A 23,097-nucleotide genomic window follows, 5' to 3' on the forward strand; every position below is an offset into this window, starting at 1 on the left:
GACCTAACTCTCCTCAGAACTGGAATCCATGAGCGCCATCTCCGTCGGTCAGGCCGTCCTCCTCGGGGTAGTCGAGGGGGTGACCGAGTTCCTCCCGGTGTCCTCCACCGGCCACCTCAAGATCGCCGAGGGGCTCATGGACATCCCCGTCGACGACAAGTCCGTGGTCGGGTTCTCCGCCGTCATCCAGGTCGGCGCCATCGCCGCCGTGCTCGTGTACTTCTTCAAGGACATCCGGCGCATCGTCACCGCCTGGGTCCGCGGCCTCACCAACCGTGAGGAGCGCTACCACCACGACTACAAGTTCGCCTGGTGGGTCATCGCCGCCACCGTCCCGATCGTCGTGGTGGGCCTGGCCGCGAAGCCGCTGATCGACGGCCCGCTCGCCTCGCTGTGGGTGGTCGCCGGCTCGCTGATCGCCGGCTCGGGTGTGATGTGGGCCGCCGACCAGATGGGCCGGCACAAGCGCGGCGAGGACGACACGTCCTTCAAGGACGCCATGTGGGTCGGCTGCTCCCAGATCCTCGCCCTGCTCTTCCCCGGCTTCTCCCGCTCCGGCGCCACCATGTCCACCGCGCTCATCCTGGACCTGGACCGCGTCGCCGCCACCCGGCTCTCCTTCTTCCTCGGCATCCCCGCCCTGACCGGCGCGGGGCTGTACGAGCTGAAGGACGCCCTCGGCGCGGGCGTGGGCGCGGCCCCGCTGGCCGTCGGCACCGTCGTGTCGTTCGTGGTCGCCTACGCCTCCATCGCCTGGCTGCTGAAGTTCGTCGCCAAGCACTCCTTCAACGCCTTCGTGATCTACCGGATCGTCGTCGGCGTCCTCCTGCTCGGCCTGCTCGGCACCGGCACGCTCAGTAGCTGAACGACGACGCACGTCACCGACGGGGTGCGGCGCCCGTGTCCGGGCGCCGCACCCCGCGCGTGCTCTCCTGCCCCGCCTTGACAGCCCCGGCCCGTACCGCGCAGGATCGGTCCTGTGAACCTGTCAGACAGCCAGACAGGTGGACGTGGACCCCGGCGCGTGAGCGCCATGGAGGCGGTCCTCGCCCACCTCCGCGACGCCATCGAACGCGGCGCCTACGCCATCGGCGACAAGCTCCCCTCCGAGGCCGAGCTGTGCCGCACCCTCGAGGTGTCCCGGCCCGTGCTGCGCGAGGCGCTGCGCGCGCTCCAGACGATGGGGCTCACCGTCTCCCGGACCGGCAAGGGCACCTTCGTCGTCGCCGACGCGGTGGAGGACCCCACCTTCGGCGACTACGCGGCCAGCGACCTGCTCGAAGTGCGCCGCCACATCGAGATCCCGGTCGCCGGCTACGCGGCTCTGCGCCGCACCCCGGAGAACCTGGACCACCTGGCCCACCTGCTCGACCGCATGGAGCGGGAGACCGACACCACCGCCTGGGTCGCCATGGACACCGTCTTCCATCTCGCCGTGGCCGAGGCCGCCCAGAACCCGGTGTTCCGCCGGGTGATCGAGGAGATCCGCGACGCGCTGGCGCGTCAGTCGGCCTTCCTCAACGAGCTGGGCGGCCGCCGTGAGCAGTCCGACCGCGAGCACCGGGCGATCCTCGAGGCGCTGGCCGACGGCAGCGAACACGACGCGGTGGAGGCCATGAGCCACCACCTGGACCGCGTCGAGACCACCCTCACCGACATCCTGCGTCGCCAGCGGACGGATCCCGCCACCCAGGGCGGAACCCGGACGTGAGCGACGGCGAACCGGTCCGGCCGTCGTACCGGCTGCCGGACTCCCCCCGGACCGGCGCCGTGCGGCGGGCGACATCCGCCCGCGTCCCGGTCCTCCGGTACGCCGACGACGGCGCCGTACGCACCACCGTGCCCGGTCCGCCGCGGCATCCGCGACCGCATGTCCCGCACCACCCACACCTCCACCGGCGCCGACGCGTGACCCGCGTACCGGCCGACCCCGACCCCATGATGCAGGCAGTGATGTACGACAGTTCTCCCGCCGGCGCGCCCGTCGTCCGCGAACCCCTCCACGCTCCCGTCGCCCACCTCGTCCGCGGCGGGATCGTCGAGGGCGTCCACCACGGCTCCGTCGTCGTCCTCGAAGCCGACGGCCGGACACGGTTCCGGCTCGGTGACATCGAGGCGGCCTTCTACCCGCGCTCCGCGCTCAAGCCCGTCCAGGCCGTGGCCATGGTGCGGGCCGGGCTGCCGCTCGACGGAGAGCTGCTGTCGCTGGCCGCCGCGAGCCACTCCGGCGAGGAGCGCCACCTCGCCGGCACCCGGCGCATCCTCGAACTCGCCGGCCTCGGCGAGGACGACCTGCGCAACGTGCCCGACATGCCGTTCGACCCGGCCGTCCGCGACACCTGGGTCCGTGAGGGCCGGGCGCCCTCCCGCCTCGCCCAGAACTGCTCCGGCAAGCACGCCGCCATGCTGTGGACCGCCCGGCTCAACGGCTGGTCCCTGGACGACTACCTCGACCCGGCGCACCCGCTCCAGCGGGCCGTCGCCGAGACCGTCGAGGAACTGACCGGCCAGCGCGTCGCCCGGGTCACCGTGGACGGCTGCGGCGCCCCGCTGTTCGCCGTCTCCCTGCACGGCCTCGCCCGCGCCGTCGCCCGGATCACCTCCGCGGCACCCGGCACGCCCGAGGCGCGCGTCGCCGACGCGATGCGCGAACACGCCGAGATGGCCTCCGGCTCCGGCCGGGACGTCGCCGCGCTCATGCGGGCCGTGCCCGGGCTGCTCGCCAAGGACGGCTTCGAGGGCGTGCAGGTGGCCGCGCTGCCCGACGGCCGCGCCGTCGCCGTCAAGATCGCCGACGGGGCGAACCGGGCCCGTGTCCCGGTCGCCGCGGCGGCCCTGGCCCGGGCCGGCATAGACCCGGCCGCGCTCACCGAATTCGCGGGGGAGCCGCTGCTCGGGGGAGGCAAGCCGGTCGGCTGCGTGCGGCCGGTGGACGCCCTGGCCCCCGTTCACCCGGTGGCCGGCGTCTAGAGACCGCCGCTCGGATCACGCAACGGACGCGGGTCGGAGCCCGCGTGCGGGCCCGACCGCCCGGCACGCGGTTCGGGCCGCCTCGGCACGCGGGCAGAGCCGCCTCGGCCCGCGGTCCAAGCTGCCCCGGCACCCGGGCCGGGCCGCCCCGGTACCGCACGCGCGGGCCGTTTCCGTGACCCCGGACGGCCCGCGCCCGGCGCGCGGGCCCCCGCGCCCCTTCGCGGGACGCCCTCACCTCCGCCACCTCCGCACCCCAGAAAGAGGACCGTCTCCTCATGACCGTTCCCACGACCGCACCCACCCGCAGCGAACACGACCTGCTCGGCGACCGCGACGTCCCCGCCGACGCGTACTGGGGCATCCACACCCTGCGCGCCACGGAGAACTTCCCCATCACCGGCACCCCGATCTCCGCCTACCCGCACCTGATCGACGCCCTCGCGGCCGTCAAGGAGGCCGCCGCCCTCGCCAACGAGGAACTCGGTCTGCTGGCACCGGAGAAGGCCGCCGCGATCGTCGCCGCCTGCCGGGAGATCCGTGCCGGCCGGCTGCACGACCAGTTCGTCGTGGACGTCATCCAGGGCGGTGCCGGCACGTCCACCAACATGAACGCCAACGAGGTCGTGGCGAACCGCGCGCTGGAACTGCTGGGCCACGCCAAGGGGCAGTACACCCACCTGCATCCCAACGAGGACGTCAACCTCGGCCAGTCCACCAACGACGTCTATCCGACCGCCGTCAAGATAGCGACGGTGTTCGCGGTACATGGACTGCTCAGGGCGATGTCCGTACTGCAGGACGCTTTCGCCCGTAAGGCCGTCGAGTTCCGTGACGTGCTCAAGATGGGCCGTACACAGTTGCAGGACGCGGTGCCGATGACGCTCGGCCAGGAGTTCTCCGCGTTCGCCGTCATGATCGAGGAGGACCGCAGCCGTCTCGCCGAGGCCGTCGAACTGATCCATGAGATCAACCTCGGCGCCACGGCCATCGGCACCGGCCTCAACGCGCCCGCCGGCTACGCCGAGGCCGCCCGCCGCCATCTGTCCGCCCTGACCGGGCTGCCGCTGGTCACCGCGGCCAACCTGGTCGAGGCCACCCAGGACTGCGGCGCCTTCGTCCAGATGTCCGGCGTCCTCAAGCGCGTCGCGGTCAAGCTCTCCAAGAGCTGCAACGACCTGCGGCTGCTGTCCTCCGGTCCGCGCGCCGGCCTGGGCGAGATCAACCTGCCGCCGGTGCAGGCCGGTTCGTCGATCATGCCGGGGAAGGTCAACCCGGTCATCCCCGAGGTGGTCAACCAGGTCGCCTTCGAGGTGATCGGCAACGACGTCGCCATCACGATGGCCGCCGAGGCCGGGCAGCTCCAGCTCAACGCCTTCGAGCCGGTCATCCTGCACTCCCTGTCGGAGTCCGTCACACACCTGCGGAACGCCTGCCTCACACTCGCCGAGCGCTGTGTGTCCGGCATCACCGCCAACACCGAGCGGTTGCGCGCGACCGTCGAGAACTCCATCGGCCTGGTCACCGCGCTCAACCCGCACATCGGGTACACGGCCGCGACCGAGATCGCCAAGGAGGCCCTGGCGACGGGCCGGGGCGTGGCCGAACTGGTCCTGGAGAAGGGCCTGCTGCCCGCAGAACGGCTCACGGACCTGCTGCGGCCGGAGGTGCTGGCGGGCACCGGAACGGCACCGGCGCTCTGACGCGGCGGCACCCCGCGCGCCGTACCCGCGCCCGGTCCTGCGAAGGCCGGCTTCGTGGGGGCATGCGGAAGTCCGCGGGGGGCGGCCGGCGCCCCGGGCGCCCCCGCGTCAGCGGTGCGGCATGATGACGATCATGTCCTCGCAGTTCCGACCGGTCCTCGACCACATCATGGCGGAGATCGACCGCACCCCCGGCCGCGGCCGGTCAGCCGACTACATCCCGGCGCTCGCCGCCCGCGACCCCCGCCGTTTCGGCATGGCCGTCGCCGAGCCGGACGGCACGGTGTACGGGGTGGGGGAGTGGCGGCAGCCGTTCTCCACGCAGTCGATCACCAAGGTCTTCACGCTGGCCCTGGACCTGGCCCGCGAGGGCGACGAACTGTGGGAGCACGTGGGCCGCGAACCCTCCGGCAACCCGTTCAACTCGCTGGTCCAGCTGGAGTACGAGAGCGGCATCCCGCGGAACCCCTTCATCAACGCGGGCGCCCTCGTCGTCACCGACCGCCTCCAGACCCGTACCGGAGACGCGGCCGGGGAGCTGCTGGCCTTCCTTCGCGCCGAGAGCGGCAACGACGCCCTCGACTTCGACCTGGAGGTCGCCGCGTCGGAGACCGCCAACGGCGACCGGAACGCCGCCCTCGCCCACTTCATGGCGTCCTACGGCAACATCGACAACGACGTGCCGGTCCTGCTCGACCAGTACTTCCGGCAGTGCTCCGTGGCCGCGTCCTGCGCCGACCTGGCCCTCGCCACCGGCTTCCTCGCCCGGCACGGCATCCGCGCCGACGGCAGCCGGCTGCTCAGTCGCAGCCAGGCCAAGCAGGTCAACGCGGTCATGCTGACCTGCGGCACGTACGACGCGGCCGGTGACTTCGCCTACCGCGTGGGCCTGCCCGGCAAGAGCGGGGTCGGCGGCGGGATCATCGCGGTCGTACCGGGCCGGTGCACGCTGTGCGTGTGGAGCCCGGGCCTGGACGAGCGCGGCAACTCGGTGGCCGGCGTGGCGGCGCTGGACCGGTTCACGACGCTCACCGGCCTGTCGGTGTTCTGAGCGCTCGTACCGGGCGCGCCTTTCCGAGAGGAGCAGGGGGCCTTCCGCGTCCTCCTTCCGGGAAGCGCCGCCCGGACTGCCGGCCGGGTCAGCCGCGGGACGTCCGGCCGCCCTTGGCGCGCAGCGTCAGCGCCACGGCTCCCGCGCCGAGCCCCAGCCCGGCGACCACGGCCGTGCCGGACCAGCCCGAGCCGTCGTCCGGAGCCGGCGCGGTGGCCGCCGCAACCGGCCTGGCGGACGACGCCGTACGGGGTGCGGCGCGCAGCCCGTCCAGCGACCCGACCGGATCCACCTGCCCGGCCGCGGCGAAGCCCCAGTCGAGCAGGGCACGCGCTTCCTCGTACACGGCGAACCCGCCGCCGGACTGCGGGTTCATCACGGTCGCCACCAGGGTGCGCCCGCCCCGGCGGGCCGCGGCCACGAGGGTGTTGCCCGCGTTGCTGGTGTAGCCGTTCTTGATGCCGACGAGCCCCGGGTAGGGCGCCACGCCGTCCTCGCCGGTCAGCAGCCGGTTGGTGTTCTCGATCTCGTACGGCGACCCGTCACCGGGGAAGCGGGCCTCGGGAGTGGCGCAGTACCGGGCGAAGGCGGGGTCGGCCAGTCCCGCCCGGCCGAACACCGCCAGGTCGTAGGCGGAGGACACCTGACCGGGGGTGTCGTAGCCGTCCGGGGAGACGACGTGGGTGTCCAGCGCGCCGAGGTCGCGGGCCTTCGCCTGCATCCGCGCGGCCGTGGCGTCCCAGCCGCCGTTCAGCGACGCCAGGACGTGCACGGCGTCGTTGCCCGAGCTGAGGAAGACACCGCGCCACAGGTCGGCCACCTCGTAGGTGTGCCCCTCCTCGACGCCGACCAGGCTGCTGCCCTCGGCGACGTCCTCCAGCTCCTCGTACCGCACGGTGTGCCGCATGTCGCCGGGCAGCGTCGGCAGCACGGTGAGCGCGAACAGGGTCTTGAGGGTGCTCGCGGGCGGCAGCTTGCGGTGGGCGTCGCCCGCGGCCAGCACCTCCCCGCTGCCCGCGTCGGCGACCAGCCAGGACAGCGCGGAGACGTCCGGCACCCCGGGCGCGCCCGGGCGCGCCCGTACCTGGGTGCCGGAGCGGTAGAGCAGGGCGGGCCCGGGCGTCGCCGCCCGGGGGGCGGGCGGTGCGGGCTCCCCGGTCCGGGCGCCGGCGGCAGCGGGCGGCGTGAGCACCAGCAGGCCCGTCACGCACAGGGAGCAGGCCGACACAGTTGCCCGATAAGCAAGTCCGGTGATCATACGATCAACGTACGAAGAACGGTCCCTGTGTGCCGCGCCGCCCGGGCCGTTCGGCCCAACGGAGCAACCCGGATGCCGCACCCGGCCGTCCTGCGGGCCGGTGTCAGCCGGCCGGCAGGGTGGGCCGGACCTGCCGCAGGAACGCGGCGTTGTCGGGGGTGGCGCGCAGCCGTGCCAGGAGGGTCTCCAGAGCGGCGGGCCCGGACTCCCGGGAGCGCAGGGCGCGGCGCAGGCCGGTGACAGCCGTCAACTCGGCCGGAGTCAGGAGAAGTTCCTCGCGACGGGTGCCGGTGGCGCCGATGTCCACGGCGGGGAAGACCCGGCGGGCGGCGGGCTCCCGGTCGAGACGGAGTTCCATGTTGCCCGTGCCCTTCAGCTCCTCGAAGAAGTAGCCGTCGGCTCGGGAGCCGGTATCCACCAGCACGGTGGCGAGGATGGTCAGCGAACCGCCCTCCTCGGCCTGCCGGGCGGCGCCGAAGAACCGCTTGGGGCCGAGCAGCGCGCCCGCGTCGACACCGCCGCTCAGGGTGCGGCCGCCCGCGGCGGAGGCGTTGTTGTGGGCCCGGCACAACCGGGTCAGCGAGTCCAGCAGGACGACGACGTCCTCACCGGCCTCCACCAGGCGTTCGGCCCGCTCCACGACCAGGTCGGCGAGGGCGATGTGCTCCCGGGGCGAGCGGTCGAACGTGGAGGCGTACACCTCGCCGCGCACCGAGCGGCGCATCTCCGTGACCTCCTCGGGCCGCTCGTCCAGCAGGACGACCATCAGCCGGCACCCGGGGTGGTTGCCCGCCACGGCGGCGGCCAACTGCTGGAGCAGCACGGTCTTGCCGCTCTTCGGCGGCGCCACGATCAGGCCGCGCTGGCCCCTGCCGACGGGCGCGAGCAGGTCGGTGACGCGTCCGGCCAGCCCGGAGGCGGGGTGTTCGAGGCGGATGCGCCGGTGGGGGTGGAGCGGGGTGAGGTCGCGGAAGTGCCGCCGGGAGCGGAGGTCACCGGGAACGCGTCCGTCGACGCGCGCCACCTCGGCCAGCGCGCCCTGTGCGCCCCTGACGCCTTCGACCAGGTCGCCCGCGCGCAGTCCGTGCCGGCGGATCAGAGCCGGCGCGACCTGGGGGTCGGCGGGGGAGGAGAGGAGGCTGGCGGCCCTCAGACGTCCCTTGCCGCGCGCGTCGATGTCCAGGACACCGGTGACGGTCGGGGCGGCCTGGTGCTGCCGGACCTCGTGAGGGTGTTCGAGTGTGGTGGTCATGGGGGGACGTCCTTTCGCGGACGGAAACGAGACTGCGAGGGAGGGATGAGGCCGCGAGAGGGAGGGCGCGTACGGCTGCCTCCGGGCGGCGGGAGGAACACCTCGGACACGGGACGGAACGCCTGTGCCGGATGTGCTGGGAAGCTGACGGGCCGGGAGCCGGGAATCCGGGAACGGCGGACGGATCAGCGTGAAGGAGAGAAACTGGCACCGGCGCCCACGAAGGGCCTGCACGAGTGGTGACGGCACGGTACCACTCGCCGGGGTGCCATGTCCGTGCTGATGTCAAGGAGCCACCGGGCCGCACCCCACCGGACCGACCGGCGCTCGGTTCTCACTGTCCACAGTCGCGGGCGGGCGCGCGGACGAGGGTACGGCCGCATGACTACGATCGACCGTCTTGTCAGGGGAACGTCAGGAGACTCCGGTGGAGACCACACCCGCGCGCACCCCGCACCGCCTGGACCCCGCCGGCGGCTGCCCGCACGCCGTCAACGCGCGGCTGCTGGCCCAGGGCGCCGTGGCCCCGGTCGAGCTGCCCGGCGGGATCGAGGGCATGGCCGTGCTCGGGCACGAGGCGCTGAAGGAGTTCCTCCAGCACCCTGAAGTCGCGAAGGACGCCTGCCACTTCACGGCGCTGCGGGAGGGCCGGATCGCCCCGGGGTGGCCGCTGCTGACGTTCGCCACCGTCCCGGGCATGACCACCGCCGACGGCGACGACCACCGGCGGCTGCGGTCCCTCGTCAGCCGGGCCTTCACTCCCCGACGGGTCGCCGGACTGCGCCCGCGCATCGAGGGGTTGACCGGCTCGCTGCTCGACGCTCTGGCGCGAGCCGCTGCCGCGGGCGACGGTGTCGCTGATCTGCGACGGCACTTCGCCCTGCCGCTGCCGATGGGTGTGATCTGCGAACTCCTCGGTGTGGACGTCCGGTTCCGCGCCCGGCTGCACGACCTGGGCGGCAAGGTCGTCGCCACCGACACCCCGCCCGCCGAGGCCGTCGCCGCCAACCGTGAACTGCTCGCCGTACTGGAGGAGATCGCCGCCGCCAGGACCGCACACCCCGGCGACGACCTCACCAGCGCGCTCATCGCCGCCCGGGACGAGGACGGCGACCGGCTCGGCCCGCGGGAACTGATCGGCACCCTCCTGCTCATGATCATCGCCGGGCACGAGACCACGCTCAACCTCATCACCAACGCCGTACGCGCCCTGTGCGCCCACCCCGCCCAGCTCGCCCTCGTCCGCGCGGGCGAGGCGAGCTGGGCGGACGTCGTGGAGGAGACACTGCGCTGGGACGCGCCGGTCAGCTACTTCCCGTTCCGCTACCCGGTGCGGGACCTGACCGTCGCCGGCACGGTCGTCCCCGCCGGCACGCCCGTGCTCGCCGGATACTCGGCCGCCGGCCGCGACCCGGCGGCGCACGGCCCGGACGCGGACCGCTTCGACCTCACCCGGGCCGCCCGGCCCGGTGCCGCCCGGCATCTCTCCCTCGGTCACGGCGCCCACTACTGCCTGGGCGCGCCGCTGGCCCGGCTCGAGGCCACGGTCGCCCTGGAGCGGCTGTTCACCCGGTTCCCGGCGCTGCGTCTCGCCGTACCGGACGACGACCTGGCACCGCACGCGGGCTTCGTCGGCAACAGCGTGCGGAGCCTGCCGGTGCGCCTCGCGCCACCGGGGACCTGAGCCGCGTACCGCCCGTCGGACCGGAATCCGTAACAGATGTCCCTGGACCATAACAATCCCGGACGTCAGGGGACTCGACCGCCGACCGTGCACTACCTTCACGGCATGTCCACGCCACCGCAGTCCCCGCAGCCGGCCGACCAGCCCGCGCCACAGCCCCAGCAGGCCGCCCCGCAACCGGCCGTCCCGCCGCAGTCGACGGCCTATCCCTACCCCAACCCGCAGTCACCCCCGGCCGGTGCCTTCTACGCACAGCCCACGCTGGTCGGCCGGCCCGGTCCCGGACAGCCGCAGGTGGGCAACCCCTACGCCCAGACGCCGCCGTTCCGTCCCGTACCGCCCGTTCCCCCGTCCGGTGGCGGCAGGGCCGGCCGCGCGGTGCTGTGGGCCGCCGTCGGCGCCGTCGTGGCCTCCGCAGCATGGGCGGCCGGTGTCTTCCTGGTCGGCGGCCGGGGCGACGGCGCGGATCTGCGCGGCTACTCGGCGCCCTCCAACCTGTGTTCCGGCGCCGACTACTCCTCCTTCAAGGGCGAGTACACCCAGGAGGACTCCGCGCCGACCCGCATCTCCCTCAAGGACAAGGCGCTGGACGAGGGCTATTGCAGCCTGGGACTGAAGAAGTCCGGATCGTCGTACGCGGACGCCTACCTGACGCTCCAGCTCGACCTGCACAAGAAGACCGACCCCGGACCCGAGTTCACGGCCAACTGGAAGAACTACGGGGAGAGCCACTCCGGTTACGACGTCGACCCGGTCGAGGGCATCGGTGACGAGGCCTACCTGGTCAGCCAGGACACCGTGAGCGGCTCCTCCGGCGGTTCCCGTTACGCCACGCTCGCCGTCCGCGACGGCTGGGTGACGTACATCATGACCTACAGCCTCTACCTCACCTCGTACTCCCAGGACAAGAACCCGCCCGCGCTCGCCGACATCACCGACTGGCTGAAGACCGACGCCAAGGCGACGCTGCGGCAGCTCAGGGACTGAACGGTGAGCCGTCCCTGAACTGCCGTCCGCGGCGGGGGCGGCACCGCGGACCGCACTCCGGCTGGGGAGGGGAACGGCCGTGCCGTCGGCTGCCGCGGCACAGCCGATCAGCGGCTGTTGTCCGGGTGGTGGACGCTGAGGTCGCCGTAGGCCGACAGAACGCCCGCCAGGTCACCGGATTTGTGCCGCAGGGTGGTGTCCAGGAAGGCGAGAGTGGTCGCGGCGACGACGCGCGGGCTCTCGGTGCGGCCCAGGGAGCCGACTATCGAGGGCACAGGCGGCAGGTACAGGGGGCCGTCCATGAAGGTGAGGTGTGCGGCGCCGGGGATGGTGAGCCGGTAGCTCGTCACGGTGCTGCGCTTGAGGGCCTTGGTGAGGCGGGGTATGTAACGCGGGTCGGTTCCGGGGGTGATGGCCTGGGTGAGCGCGAGCGTCGGCTGGTGGAGGGAGGGGGAGGTGGGACCGTGGGGGGAGCCGTCCAGATCGATGACGGCGTCGAACCGGCGGTCCTGCCGGGCTGCCTGCAGAGCGGCGGCACCACCCATGGAGTGGCCGGTGACCGCGACCCGACCGGTGTCCAGGCGTCCGGTCAGCGGGCCGGTGATCTCACCTCGGCCTGGATGGTCCAGTTGGGTGAGGACGAAGCTGAGGTCGGCGGCTCGAACAGCCGTCCAGCCAACCGCCAGCTTGTCGTCCTTGTCCCGGTCTCCGGTGGAGGCGATCTCGGCGTGGACCGTTCGGCCGTCGGCGAGGACGACGGCGGCGGAGTCGTACGGGTGGTCCAGGGCGGCGACCACGTAGCCGTGGCTGGCCAGTTCCTCCGCCCAGGCGGTGTTCTGGGTACGCACTCCGCCCGACCCGGGAGAGAACAGCACGACCGGGAACCGTCCGCGCCCACCGGCCACCGGGGCGTTGAAGACCGCATGGGTGTGGGCACGCGGGGCGCCGTCGACCAGGAAGCCAGGCAAGCCGACCTCGCGGGCGAGGGCATCGGAAACGGTGCGCGCCTCGTGCTCCGTGCGTCCGAGGTACTGGGCCCGCTGCGCGCCTGCGGGGCTCTTCCGCGCGGGATACCAGAGCTGGACAACGACCGTGCGCCGGTCGTGCGGATCGGCGCTGAAGCTCTCGGGGCGGCGTGGGTCGGTCCACTGCACCACGCGGGTGCCGACCGCGAAACGGCCCGACGGCTCGGGGAACACGGGTACAGGAAAGGCCCAGGCGGCCACCGGACCCGTGGCGATCAGGCCGACGCAGGCCACCGACCCCGGCAACGCCAGCCACCATCGGGCCCGCCACGCCGGCCGGCCGGTACGGCGTCGCAGCAGGGGAGAGAGGGCGAACGGCAACGCGACGGCAGCGCCTGCCAGTACCGGCAGCATCTGCCAGCGGATCCCCATCACACTCAGCACGATCGCGGACAGCGCGAGAACCGCCGCCGCCCCGATCGTGACGCGTGGGCGGGCGGCGGGGGGAAGCCAGCGCGCCACCACCAGCGCGACGGCACCTGGCAAGGCAAGCAATTCCGGAGGGGACATGTACAGCCCCGCGATGATCTCGGTCACCCGGCCATCCTCAGGGCGGGCCACGCGATGCCACATCGATCCCGGGTCGCCATCGCATGCAACCTGAGTCGCAATCCGAGGCCTGTCCCCCGTGCGACCGGAGTCGCATCCAGGCGTCTCGCCTGTGCGACTGCGGTCGTACCCCGGCGCGGTGCCATCAGACGGTGGACTCATGTGCTTGGCGGGCCCGCGGCCTACCGTGACGCCCGGCACGTCGCTGAGCACGACCCCGCCGCTCGCCGTCGGCGTCGAGCACACCGGCCACGGCACGCTTCCGGCGTATTCCGGCCGCCCTGCGGGATCAGCCGTGGCCCCTTTCGGGCTGGTCCCGGCGATCCCCCGACCCGGCCGTGCCGGGGCGCGCGGACCGGCCGCTCACACCGACCGCGCCCCGGCCTCCCGGGTGATCTCCCCGAACCGCGCGCCCATGGCCTCGGCGAGGGCCTGCGCACCCGACAGCGGCCGGACCATGACCATGAACTCGTCGATCAGGCCGTGCTCGTTCACGTGCAGGAAGTCGCACCCGGTCAGCTCCCGGCCGCCCACCCCCGCCCGGAAGACCAGCGCGTGTTCCGCACCGTCCGGGTCGCCGATCTCCCGGACGTAGCGGAAGTCCTCGAACACCTCCACGACCGCGCGCAGGATCGCCGCGGTGATCGCCCTGCCGGTGTACGGCCTGAACACGACCGGGCTGGTGAAGACGACGTCCTCGGCCAGCAGCGCCTCGACGGCGGCCATGTCCCGGGCCTCGACCGCCTCACGGAACGCGCGCATCCGGATCCTCCGTATAGTCAATTAGTTGAATAAGTGCGGATGAGATTAATCAATGACTGTTAGCCTGTCCATATGTCGCTCAGGTACGCCGTTCTCGCCGCCCTCCTGGAGGGCGAGGCCTCGGGCTACGAACTGTCGAAGACGTTCGACGTCTCGCTCGCCAACTTCTGGCCCGCCACCCCGCAGCAGCTCTACCGGGAACTGGAGCGCCTCGCCGGCGACGGGCTGGTCCGGGCCCGCACGGTGCAGCAGGAACGCCGGCCCAACAAGAGGATGTTCACCCTCACCGAGGCCGGCCGGGCCGAGCTGAGCGCCTTCGCCGCGCAGATGCCCAAGCGGCCCGCCGCCCTGCGCGACGAACTCCTCATCAAGGTCCAGGCGATGGACGGCGGCGACCCGGAGATCACCCGGGCGCTGATCGAGGAGCGGATGGGCTGGGCGCGCGGCAAGCTCGGCCGCTACCGGCGGGTGCGCGACCGGCTGCTCGACGGGCGCACGGAGGAGGAGTTCCTGCGCACGGCCGAGCGCGTCGGGCCGTACCTCACCCTCATGGGCGGGATCGCCCTGGAGGAGGAGAACCTGCGCTGGTGCGAGCGGGTCCTCGCCGTCCTGGCGCGCCGCCGCGACACCGCTCCGAGCGGTGCCGTACCCGGGCCGGACCGCTGACGGCGGGCGCTCCGCCCGCGCCGTCCAGTCCGTGCCCGGCGGTTCGCTCGTCGGAGTGGTCGTGCGCGTCCCGCCCACCGATACCGCTCCCCATGCAGCACAGTGGTCATGTGCCTCGCCGACTACTTCCGCTGCTGGTCGCCGCGCTCGTGAGCGTCGCCGGCTGCACCACCGTCCGTCCCGGCGCCCTGCCGGACCCCGCCCGTTCCCAGCGCCCGTTCGCACCGGACGCGGCGGCGACACCCTCGGCCCTGAACGCGCCGCTCAGCCCCCCGTCCGGACCCGCCGCGCTCGTGCGCACGGGCCCCGGGCACCGGGAAGGGCACGCCCCGGCGGTCGCCCCGGAGAAGGACGCCGCCCCGGAGAGCGACACCGCGCCGGTACGCAAGGCGGCGCCCGCGGTGCCCCACCGGGTGCGGCCCGCCGCCCCGCGGGTCCACCCCCCGAGGCGGCGATCCCCGGCATGGCCCCCCGCCCCCCGCCCCGCCCACCGGCCGCCCACGGAGCGGATGCGTGACCTGTGCCGCCGGGCGGACGGCGTGGCCGCACCGGACGTCGTGGGGCTCTGCCGCTCGACCTTCGGCTGACGGGGGCGCCGCCCGCCGCACGCCTCGCCCGCCCGCCGGCCCGGGGCCTAGGCTGACGGGATGTTCGGTCCCGAAGGCCCCACGCTCCGCGAACTCGCCGTTCAGGCACTGTCGTCCGTCGAGCACGGTTACGACCTGCTCGCCCCGAAGTTCGACCACACCCCCTTCCGGACGTCCGACCGGGTGCTGGACGCCACGGCGCGGGCGCTGGCGCCGCTCGGCCCCTTCGCGGACGGACTCGATCTGTGCTGCGGCACCGGCGCCGGCACGGAGATGCTGGCCGGGCTGTGCCGGCACAGCGTCACCGGAGTCGACTTCAGCGCCGGCATGCTCGATGCCGCCCGGCACCGGCCGCGCCCCGCCGGCGGCCCCGGCATCGCCTGGGTACGCGGTGACGCCCGGGCCCTGCCCTTCACGGCGGCCTTCGATCTCGTCGTCTCCTTCGGGGCCTTCGGGCACTTCCTGCCCCGGGAGCTTCCGGGGCTCTTCACCCAGGTCCACTCCGTGCTGCGCCCCGGGGGCCGCTTCGTCTTCCCGGTGCCGGCCCCGCCCCGCCCGACGCGGCGCGACTTCTGGCTGCTGTCCGGTTTCGACGCGGTGATGCGGGTGCGCAACGCGCTGTGGCGGCCACCGTTCGTCATGTACTACCGGGTCTTCCGGCTCGGTACGGTGACAAGGGAGTTGACACGCGCCGGTTTCACGGTCGAACTGGGTGTGCTGCCCGGGTTCGGCCGGCGAGCCGACGGCAGCCCGCGGGCCCGACTGGTGGTGGCCCGCAAGGCCGACGCCCGGCAGGCGGCGGGTCAGCCGGCGGCCGGCGACGTGAACTCGTAGACCAGTGCGTCCTGTTCAGCGTTCACCACCAGGTCGGTGATCTCCAGCGGACGCGCGTACTGGTCGTGCACCCGCCGGGTCACCCGCACCGAGGAGGCGTCACCGACCTGGGTGATGGCGTCCCGGTGGTGCAGGGTCAGCCCGGCCTTGCGCATCCAGTCGTACGCCCGCCGCAACTGCGCGGGCGTGGCCCCGTCGGCCCGGTCCCGGTAGCGGGCCAGCTCGGCCACCTCGGCCAGCGCCACCGCGGAAAACGATGTCACGGCCGTCCGCAGGGACCGGCCGTCCGGTGCGACCGACCGGTAGCGGTGCACCAGCGTCGGCCGGTGCGCGGCCAGCCCCAGCGCCATCGCGTGCTCCGGCGGCGGAGCCTCCCAGGTCACCGTGGCCCGGTCCAGCGCACACGGGTCCGCGGACCGGGCGCCGACCGGAAAGGTGAGCGACTGCGGTACCTCGACCGGTCGGCCGGGCAGCGTGGCGTGGCTGCCCCGCCGGTCGGTGGTGACCACACCGTTGCGCCGCAGCACATCCAGTGCCTGCCGGACGGTCTCCCGGCTGACCCCGAAATAGGCGGCCAGGTGCCGCTCGCCCGGCAGCCGTTCGCCGGGCGGGATGGTGCCGTCGCGCAGTTCGTCCAGCAGCAGCGCCGCGATCCGCCCGTACAGGGGCCGGCCGTCGCTGGGCGGGGGATCGTGGGGGGTGGTGCGGGCCATGCCGCGCCTCCTGTCGGTGACAAAACGTAGCCGTACGGGTTCGTTGCGCGACCACAATTAGCATTGGTCTAAACCACAAGGGAAGAGTGGTCTGCCGGTTCGGCCGAAACCCGCCCGCAACGCTGCGTGGTCACCCGGGGGCGCGGCACCGGGTCACAGGGCGCCGTAGAGGGCGTCGACCAGCGCGACTTTCCGTGGATCATTGGCTATGTGCGGGCCCATCTGGTTCATCACGTAACCCAGTGACACGCCGGCGTCGGGGTCGGCGAGTCCGCAGGAACCACCGAACCCGTCATGGCCGAAAGCCCGCGCATCGGGTCCGTACGAGCCCTGTGGTCCGCTCAGCCACAGCCCGAGCCCGATCTCCGTCTCGCCCTCGAAGCCCGCGCCGAGGACCAGATCGTGGCAGCTACCCTGTCCCTCGCGCACGCGTTCCGCCGCCTCGGGCGACAGGATCCGCCGGCCGCCGTGGGTGCCGCGCCCGGCGAAGACGCCGTACAGTGCCGCGACGGCTCGCGCGGTGCCGTGCCCGTTGGCCGCGGGAATCTCCGCCGCCCGCCAGCCGGGGCTGTTCGCCTCCGCCGCTCCGGCCACGGGGTTGGCCAGAGCGGCCAGCGCGGCCGGCGCCAGTCGGCCGAAGAGGGCCATCTGCCGGCCGCTCGACGCGATCGGCGCACGCACCAGCTCGGCCGCCCGGCCGGCTTCCCGCTCCGGCAGGCCGATGGTGAAGTCGATCCCGAGCGGCCCGGTCACCTCCCGCGCCAGAAAGGCCCCCGGCCGCAGCCCCGAGACGCGGCGTACGACCTCCCCGACCAGGAAGCCGTACGTCAGCGCGTGGTACCCGGACCGGGTGCCCGGCTCCCACCAGGGCGCCATGGCCGCGAGCCGTGCGGTGGTCAGCTCCCAGTCGTACAGCTCCTCCAGAGTGTGCGGCTCCCGCAGCCCGCAGAGCCCGGACCGGTGGGACAGCAGATGCCGGACGAGCACCTTCTCCTTGCCGGCGGCGGCGAATTCCGGCCAGTACGCGGCCACCGGTGCGTCGAGGTCGAGGAGTCCCCGGTCGGCGAGTATGTGCGCGCACAGTGCCACCGGGCCCTTGGTGGTCGACCACACGTTCACCACGGTGTCCCGCTCCCAGGGCCGGGTGCGGGCCGCGTCCGCCCAGCCGCCCCACAGGTCCACCACCGTCTCCCCGGCGACGGTGACCGCCACCGCGGCTCCGAGTTCGCCCCGCTCCCGGAAGTTCTCCTCGAACGCCTCCCGCACCGCGGAGAACCGCGGGTCGCAGTGCCCGTGGATCATCGCGTGCGGCTGGGGTGACTGCCGTGTCTGCTGCGCGGACATATGGCCTCCGTCGTCGCCGGGAAGACCGGGCCACGACACCGCGACCCGGGCGCTCCGAACGTACCGACTGGTCGGACCATGGGGAAGGGCCCGTACGGCCGCCCGACCGCCCGGTCCGCGGGGAGGACGGCGGCGGGGGCGGATCAGGCGTACGACCGCAGCCAGCGCACCTTCGCCGCCTCGTGGAAGGGGCCGCCGCCCTCGTGGTCGTTGAAGTCGTACACCTCGATCGTCTTGTCGTCGCCGGCCCACGCGTTGAACGCCGCGAACACGGTCGACGGCGGACACGTCTGGTCCTCCAGCGCCGCCGAGAACAGGGCCGGAACCCGCCCGCGGGCCGCGAAGTGCACCCCGTCGAAGTAGGACAGCGTGCGCAGCGCGTCCGTCAGGCGTCCACGATGCGTCTTGAGGAACAGGCCGATCTCCCGGTAAGGATGACGGTCCGTCAGGACCGCCGCGCGCGGGAAGTCGCACAGGAACGGCACGTCCGGGGCCACCGCGACCAGGTCGGGGACCAGGGCGCCGACGGCCAGCGTGATCCCGCCGCCCTGGCTGGCACCGAGCGCCACGGTCCGTGTCGCGTCGGCCAGCGGATGCGAGCGGGCCGCCTCGACCGCCCGCACGGCATCCGTGAACACCCGGCGGTAGTAGTAGTTCTCGGGTGCCTCGATACCCCGCGTCAGGTAACCGGGATACGCCGGCGCCGCGCCCACCGGGTCCGCCGTGGCGCCCCCGCCGCCCCAGGCGCTGCCCTGGCCACGGGTGTCCATCAGGAAGTGCGCCCGGCCCGTCGACGCCCACAGCAGACTCTCGTGCGCCAGGCCCCGTCCGCCGCCGTAGCCGAGGAACTCCACGACCAGCGGCAGCGGTTCGGTGGTCCCGGCCGGCAGGCGCAGCCAGCCCTTCACGGGGTGACCGCCGAACCCGGCGAACGTCACGTCGTACACCTCGACCGTGGACAGCCCCGTGTCCACCGGCTCGAACCGCGCGTCCAGTTCGTGCTCGCGGGCCTCCTGGAGCGTCTTGTCCCAGAAGGTGTCGAAGTCCGCGGGCACGGGGGAGTCACTGCGATACGCGCGGAGTTCGTCGAGGGGGAGATCGAACAGGGCCATCAACAACCGCCTTGGTGAAGGGGGACTGCGTCGTCTCACCGTACGTGGGTGGTCGGACGACCCGCCAGGGTCATGGGCGGGAAAGGGTTCTCTCCGAAGTCGGGGCGGCAGGGGCAGATGGTCTGGCTGGACGCGAGTAAGCGCTTGTCCTACCAGGGGCAGAAGGAAGGGCCCGCTTCGCCAGTGGTCGGGTCACCGATGATCGGATCACCAGTGGCTGATGGTCCTTCGGTCGGCCAGGTGCGCGGCCGGGCTGCGCCTGCCAACGCCCGCCCGGCCCCGCCCTGCGCCGCGCTCAGCCGAAGCGCTCGATCCGGATGCGGTCCACCGGCTGTCCCGCCGCGACCAGCAGCCGGGACGCGTGCTCGGCGAACGCGTTGGACCCGCACACATAGGCCTCCCACCCACCCTCCGGCGGTTCGGTCAGGAGCGGCGCCACATGTGCGGCCGCCATACGTCCCACCGGCACACCCCTCGGGGCGCTGCGGGTGAACACGGGCGTCGTCTCGGCGCCCAGCTCGGCAGCGTAGATCAGCTCCTGCGGGCTGCGCGCGGACACCAGCAGCCGCAGCGGCACGGTGAGGCCGCGCGCCCGGTGGTGCCGGACCATCGACATCAGCGGTACGACGCCGGAGCCGGCCCCGAGCAGCAACGCCGGGCGGTCGCCCGGCCAGGCGAAGAAACCGCTGACCGGACCGCGCACCTCGACCGTGTCGCCGGGCCGGGCCACGGTGTGGAACCAGGTGGAGACCTCGCCGTCCGGCACGTGGTCGAGGGTCAGCTCGATGTGCCCGGAGTCGTCCGGTGCCGAGGCGATCGAGTAGTGGCGCTGCGCCGCGTAGCCGTCCTCCGCGGTCAGCCGCAGCATCAGGTGCTGGCCGGGCAGGTGCCCCGCCCACTCCGGCACGGCCAGGCGGAACGTGGTCGCGCGGGGTGTCTCCCGCCGGATCTCCGTCAGGGTGGCGGTCTGCCACACCGCCGCCGCGCCCTCGCTCACGGCGATCCGCCCGGGCACCGTGAACCGCGTCACGGGAGTCGTCGTCCCGGTCGTCGCGTCAGCCGGCGCCCCGGTCGCCCTCTCAGTCACAGTCCGAGTCACCGTCTCGGTCACCGGAGTACCGCTGCTCGTCCCAGGGGTTGCCGCGGGCGTGGTAGCCGTTGCGCTCCCAGAAGCCCGGCTCGTCGTGGTCGAGGAGCGTGATGCCCGCGATCCACTTGGCGCTCTTCCAGAAGTAGAGGTGCGGCACCAGCAGCCGCGCCGGGCCGCCGTGCTCGGCCGGCAGGGGGCCGCCCCCGTACTCCCAGGCGATCCAGGCCCGGCCGCCGGTGAGGTCGGCGAGGGGCAGGTTGGTGGTGTAGCCCGTGTGGGAGTAGGCGACCGCATGGGTGGCGGACCCATGGGGTCGCACCACATCGAAGAAGGCGTCCAGTGAGACGCCGCCGAACCGCACGCCGAACTTCGACCAGCCGGTCACACAGTGGATGTCACCGTCGTACGCCGACGCAGGCAAGGCGTGGGCGGCGTCCCAGTCCCAGGTGTGCGGCCGTTCGACCAGGCCGTCGATCCGGAAGGACCAGTCGCCGGGCCCGAGGTCCGGGGTGACCTCGGCGGACAGGACGGGCCAGTCGTCGCCCGCGTCGTACTGTCCGGGCGGCAGCCCGGGCCGGTGGACGCGCGGGCGGCCCGTGAAGCCTCGCGTGACGTTCATGCTTCAACCGTACGCTGTCGTTCCGGCTGCCCCGTCCCTGGTCACGCCCCGATCGTTGCGGCGGTATGAACTCTTCCGGGGGCCGGGAATACGCGGCCCGGCGCGCCTCCTTGGCGCTCAGTGTCGGCTTCGGCGCGCGGTGACAGCGCGAGGACGGTGCCGGCGACAGCGCGAGGAGAGCGAGGAGACGAGGATGCCCCAGCCGTACGTCCCGACGACAGTGACCGAGGTGGCCGCGTGAGCACCGTGAGCAGCCCGAGCGGCCCCGGTCCGGCCACGGCCGGCGTCCCGCACGTCCTCGACAACCCGGCCCTCGCCTCCCTGACCGGCCCGCACGCCCACTTCGCCGAGCGGCGCGGCCGGGTGCTGCGCTACCCCGTCGACGTCTCGCCCTGGCTGGCCCTGCCCGACGCGCCGGACGCGCGGGACTGGGCGGACCTCGCCGCACTGGCGGGGCCGGGATCCGAGGTCCCGCTGCCCGGATACCGCGGGGAGGTGCCGGACGGCTGGGAGATCACCTTCCGCCTGGAGGGCGTGCAGTTCGTGGACGACGGCATCGCCGCCGCTCCGGACGCGGAGGCGGTCCGGCTGGGCCCGGCGGACGTCCCCGAGATGCTCGACCTCGTGGCCCGCACCGAGCCGGGCCCGTTCCTGCCGCGCACCGTGGAACTCGGCACCTACCTCGGCATCCGGCGCGGCGGCGCGCTCGTCGCCATGGCGGGGGAGCGGCTGCATCCGCCGGGCTGGACCGAGATCAGCGCGGTCTGCACCGACCCCGCCTTCCGCGGCGAGGGGCTGGCCACCCGGCTGGTCCTCGCCGTCGCGCACGGCATCCGGGAGCGCGGCGAGACCCCGTTCCTGCACACCGGCGCGCAGAACACCAGGGCCGTCCGGCTGTACGAGTCCCTGGGCTTCCGGCTGCGCCGCCACACCCTGTTCCTGGCCGCCCGGGTGCCGGAGCGGCTGGTGGACGGCCGGCCGGCGGTGCCGGTGCCGGTGCCGTGACCGGTGCCGTGACCGGGACGGGCGCCCGGTAAGGGCCCGGCGCCGCCCCCCCCGCGGGCGCTCAGTCGGAGTCGGAGTCGGTGTCTCCCGGCGCCGCGTTGTACCGCTCCAGGTAGGCCGCGAAGCGCACCAGGTCCTCCTCGGGCCAGCCCGCGAGCCGCTCCCGGAAGGCGGTCCGGCGGCTGCGGGTGACCTGGGCGAGGATGTCCTCGCCCGCCTCGGTCAGATGCAGCACCTGGACCCGGTGGTCCTCCGGGTCCAGCCGGCGTTCGATCAGCCCGGCCCGCTCCAGCGCGGCCACCTGGCGGCTCACCGTGGACTTGTCCAGCGCGTAGTGCGCCGCCAGGTCGGTCGCCCGGCAGCCGCCGCGCTCCTCCAGGTGGCCCAGCAAGGTGTACGACACCAGGGACAGCTCGGGATGCATACGGCCCGCCGAGGCCCGGGCCCGGCGGGCGAACATGGTCATCTCGCGCTGGATCGTCTCGACGGCCGACTCGGCTGCGCTCACGGGAATACCTCCTCCGGTGGTTCAGTTGTACAATACAACTAGAACGTGAGTTGTATAAGCCAACCTTTGGAGGGCCGCACGCGATGAGGTCACCGGCACTGCGCCATGTGCTCACGCACCTGATCACCCCGCTGCTGATGTGCATAGGCATGGGGCTCGCGTACATGGGTGCGTTCGTCACCCCGGAGCCGCACCACCTGCCGGTCGCGGTCGTCGGCACCGCCCCGCAGACGAAGGTCTTCGCGCAGGCGGTGAAGGACACCGCGGGGGACAAGCTCGACGTCCGTACGGTCGCCACCCGCGCCGACGCCGTCCGGCTGCTCGAGTCCCGGGATGTCACCGGCGCCTATGTGCCGAGCGCGAAGGCGCCCGAGCTGCTGGTCGCCACCGCCGCCTCCGACATGGGCGCGACGGCCGTCGAGAAGGTGTTCACGCCGGTCGCCGCCGAGCAGGGTGCCCCGCTGAAGGTCACCGACGTGGCCGCCCCGGTCGCCGACGACCCCACCGGTCAGGGCCTGTTCTTCCTGCTGGTCGCGGTCAGCATCGGCTCCTACGCCTCGGTCGCCGCCCTCGGGGCCGCGGGTGCCGCGCTCGCGATGCGCGTCCGGGCGCTGCTCGCGCTCGGCGTCTCCGCCGTGGTCGGCGGCATCGGCGCGCTGCTCGCCGGCCCGGTGTTCCACCTCGCCCACCACGACCTCGCGGGCATGTGGGGCATGGCCTGGCTGTACTCGGCGGGCATCCTCCTCGTCGGCGTCGGTCTGCACACGTTCCTCAAGCGGTGGACCACGCTGGCCATGATGGTGCTCTTCGTGATGCTGAACTTCACCAGTTCCGGCGGCCTGTTCCGGCCCGAGCTGCAGAACGGCTTCTTCGGCACCCTGCACGCCTTCTGGAACGGCGCCGGCTTCGTCGAGGGCGCCCGCAGCCTGCTCTACTTCGGCAGCGACGGCCTCGCGCGCAACGTGTGGACCCTGGTGGGCTGGCTGCTGGCCGGCCTCGTGGTGACCGCGGTCGCCGCGCTGTACGAGCGCTCCCGCCGCCCCCTTCAGCAGGCCGCTCGCGCCGAGACCGGGGCCGGCGCCGGCACCGCGCCCGCCGCACCGGTGGCCCGCGACGAAGCCGAGGCCGAGAGCGGGGCTGACGTGAAGGGAGGGGCCGAAGAGGCGGAAGAGGAGATCGAGGAGACGGTCGGCGTCTGACCGACCGCCCTCGCGGGGCGCCCGGCGCCCCCGGAAGACGGATCAACGGCCGCGTGACGCACGCGGCCGTTCCCGTTCCCCCGGCGGGAAGTCCGTGTCGGAGCGTTGCGGTATGGTGACCGTCCGGCCGCGGTGTCCGCGGCCCCGATGACGAGGAGGTGAGTCCCATTACCGCTGTG

The 23,097-nt window shown here is 73.3% G+C and carries 22 protein-coding genes; 12 read left to right on the plus strand and 10 right to left on the minus strand.

Translation table 11 applies throughout. The features are described 5' to 3' along the window. Positions 1-28: 28 nt before the first annotated feature. From D9753_RS32535 to D9753_RS32555, 5 genes are all read left to right on the plus strand, one after another. Positions 29-865 carry an undecaprenyl-diphosphate phosphatase gene (locus D9753_RS32535; protein WP_121790249.1) on the plus strand — a complete coding sequence of 279 codons (837 nt, stop codon included), beginning with the start codon at positions 29-31 and terminating at the stop codon, positions 863-865. Between the two features lie 114 nt (positions 866-979). Then, on the plus strand, positions 980-1,711 hold the full coding sequence (locus D9753_RS32540) for a FadR/GntR family transcriptional regulator (RefSeq protein WP_121790250.1): 732 nt from the start codon (positions 980-982) through the stop codon (positions 1,709-1,711). Positions 1,712-1,953: 242 nt separating this feature from the next. Further along, the gene (locus tag D9753_RS32545; protein WP_121791411.1) at positions 1,954-2,970 is read left to right on the plus strand and encodes an asparaginase; all 1,017 of its coding nucleotides are present in this window, start codon (positions 1,954-1,956) and stop codon (positions 2,968-2,970) included. A 278-nt stretch (positions 2,971-3,248) separates the two neighbouring features. Next, a complete protein-coding gene (gene aspA, locus D9753_RS32550) occupies positions 3,249-4,673 on the plus strand; it encodes an aspartate ammonia-lyase (protein WP_121790251.1) in 1,425 nt (474 codons plus the stop codon). Positions 4,674-4,794: 121 nt separating this feature from the next. Further along, complete coding sequence (locus tag D9753_RS32555) at positions 4,795-5,724, plus strand: glutaminase (RefSeq protein WP_394346782.1); 930 nt, start codon at positions 4,795-4,797, stop codon at positions 5,722-5,724. Positions 5,725-5,812: 88 nt separating this feature from the next. On the opposite strand, the gene D9753_RS32560 is transcribed toward D9753_RS32555, so the two are convergent. Next, positions 5,813-6,982, minus strand: a complete 1,170-nt coding sequence (locus D9753_RS32560) for a D-alanyl-D-alanine carboxypeptidase family protein (protein WP_121790252.1) — start codon at positions 6,980-6,982, stop codon at positions 5,813-5,815. Positions 6,983-7,085: 103 nt separating this feature from the next. Continuing rightward, on the minus strand, positions 7,086-8,234 hold the full coding sequence (gene rho, locus D9753_RS32565) for a transcription termination factor Rho (protein ID WP_121790253.1): 1,149 nt from the start codon (positions 8,232-8,234) through the stop codon (positions 7,086-7,088). A 427-nt stretch (positions 8,235-8,661) separates the two neighbouring features. Here rho and D9753_RS32570 point away from each other — a divergent pair, with 427 nt between their 5' ends. Continuing rightward, positions 8,662-9,918: a cytochrome P450 family protein gene (locus D9753_RS32570; RefSeq protein ID WP_121790254.1), complete on the plus strand. Its 1,257-nt coding sequence runs from the start codon at positions 8,662-8,664 to the stop codon at positions 9,916-9,918. A gap of 105 nt (positions 9,919-10,023) precedes the next feature. Next, positions 10,024-10,905, plus strand: a complete 882-nt coding sequence (locus tag D9753_RS32575) for a hypothetical protein (RefSeq protein ID WP_240468346.1) — start codon at positions 10,024-10,026, stop codon at positions 10,903-10,905. Positions 10,906-11,012: 107 nt separating this feature from the next. Here the strand turns inward: D9753_RS32575 and D9753_RS32580 are convergent, their stop codons facing one another. Continuing rightward, entirely contained in the window at positions 11,013-12,503 is a 1,491-nt protein-coding gene (locus tag D9753_RS32580; protein ID WP_121790255.1) for an alpha/beta hydrolase family protein, read from the minus strand. A gap of 339 nt (positions 12,504-12,842) precedes the next feature. Beyond that, entirely contained in the window at positions 12,843-13,241 is a 399-nt protein-coding gene (locus D9753_RS32585) for a nuclear transport factor 2 family protein (RefSeq protein WP_121790256.1), read from the minus strand. Between the two features lie 72 nt (positions 13,242-13,313). Here D9753_RS32585 and D9753_RS32590 point away from each other — a divergent pair, with 72 nt between their 5' ends. From D9753_RS32590 to D9753_RS32600, 3 genes are all read left to right on the plus strand, one after another. Further along, entirely contained in the window at positions 13,314-13,907 is a 594-nt protein-coding gene (locus D9753_RS32590; RefSeq protein WP_121790257.1) for a PadR family transcriptional regulator, read from the plus strand. A gap of 92 nt (positions 13,908-13,999) precedes the next feature. Further along, positions 14,000-14,494, plus strand: coding sequence for a hypothetical protein (locus D9753_RS32595; protein WP_240468347.1), 495 nt, complete (start codon positions 14,000-14,002; stop codon positions 14,492-14,494). Positions 14,495-14,554: 60 nt separating this feature from the next. After that, entirely contained in the window at positions 14,555-15,328 is a 774-nt protein-coding gene (locus D9753_RS32600; protein WP_121790259.1) for a class I SAM-dependent methyltransferase, read from the plus strand. Here the strand turns inward: D9753_RS32600 and D9753_RS32605 are convergent. From D9753_RS32605 to D9753_RS32625, 5 genes are all read right to left on the minus strand, one after another. Then, positions 15,298-16,041 (minus strand): GntR family transcriptional regulator, encoded by a 744-nt coding sequence (locus D9753_RS32605; protein WP_121790260.1) that lies wholly within the window; start codon positions 16,039-16,041, stop codon positions 15,298-15,300. The two genes, D9753_RS32600 and D9753_RS32605, sit on opposite strands and share 31 nt — an antisense overlap. A 153-nt stretch (positions 16,042-16,194) precedes the next feature. Beyond that, positions 16,195-17,385, minus strand: a complete 1,191-nt coding sequence (locus D9753_RS32610) for a serine hydrolase domain-containing protein (protein WP_121790261.1) — start codon at positions 17,383-17,385, stop codon at positions 16,195-16,197. A gap of 143 nt (positions 17,386-17,528) precedes the next feature. Next, the gene (locus tag D9753_RS32615) at positions 17,529-18,497 is read right to left on the minus strand and encodes an acetylxylan esterase (protein ID WP_121790262.1); all 969 of its coding nucleotides are present in this window, start codon (positions 18,495-18,497) and stop codon (positions 17,529-17,531) included. A gap of 295 nt (positions 18,498-18,792) precedes the next feature. Further along, a complete protein-coding gene (locus D9753_RS32620; RefSeq protein ID WP_121791414.1) occupies positions 18,793-19,512 on the minus strand; it encodes a ferredoxin reductase in 720 nt (239 codons plus the stop codon). A 64-nt stretch (positions 19,513-19,576) separates the two neighbouring features. Then, a complete protein-coding gene (locus D9753_RS32625) occupies positions 19,577-20,206 on the minus strand; it encodes a sulfite oxidase-like oxidoreductase (protein ID WP_121790263.1) in 630 nt (209 codons plus the stop codon). A 237-nt stretch (positions 20,207-20,443) separates the two neighbouring features. Here D9753_RS32625 and D9753_RS32630 point away from each other — a divergent pair, with 237 nt between their 5' ends. After that, the gene (locus D9753_RS32630; RefSeq protein ID WP_121790264.1) at positions 20,444-21,211 is read left to right on the plus strand and encodes a GNAT family N-acetyltransferase; all 768 of its coding nucleotides are present in this window, start codon (positions 20,444-20,446) and stop codon (positions 21,209-21,211) included. A 61-nt stretch (positions 21,212-21,272) separates the two neighbouring features. Here the strand turns inward: D9753_RS32630 and D9753_RS32635 are convergent, their stop codons facing one another. Further along, the gene (locus tag D9753_RS32635) at positions 21,273-21,677 is read right to left on the minus strand and encodes a MarR family winged helix-turn-helix transcriptional regulator (RefSeq protein WP_276209469.1); all 405 of its coding nucleotides are present in this window, start codon (positions 21,675-21,677) and stop codon (positions 21,273-21,275) included. Positions 21,678-21,802: 125 nt separating this feature from the next. Between D9753_RS32635 and D9753_RS32640 the strand changes: the two genes are divergently transcribed. Further along, complete coding sequence (locus tag D9753_RS32640) at positions 21,803-22,918, plus strand: hypothetical protein (RefSeq protein ID WP_121790266.1); 1,116 nt, start codon at positions 21,803-21,805, stop codon at positions 22,916-22,918. Positions 22,919-23,097: the final 179 nt, after the last annotated feature.

Source organism: Streptomyces dangxiongensis, from assembly GCF_003675325.1.
GTDB lineage: Bacteria > Actinomycetota > Actinomycetes > Streptomycetales > Streptomycetaceae > Streptomyces > Streptomyces dangxiongensis.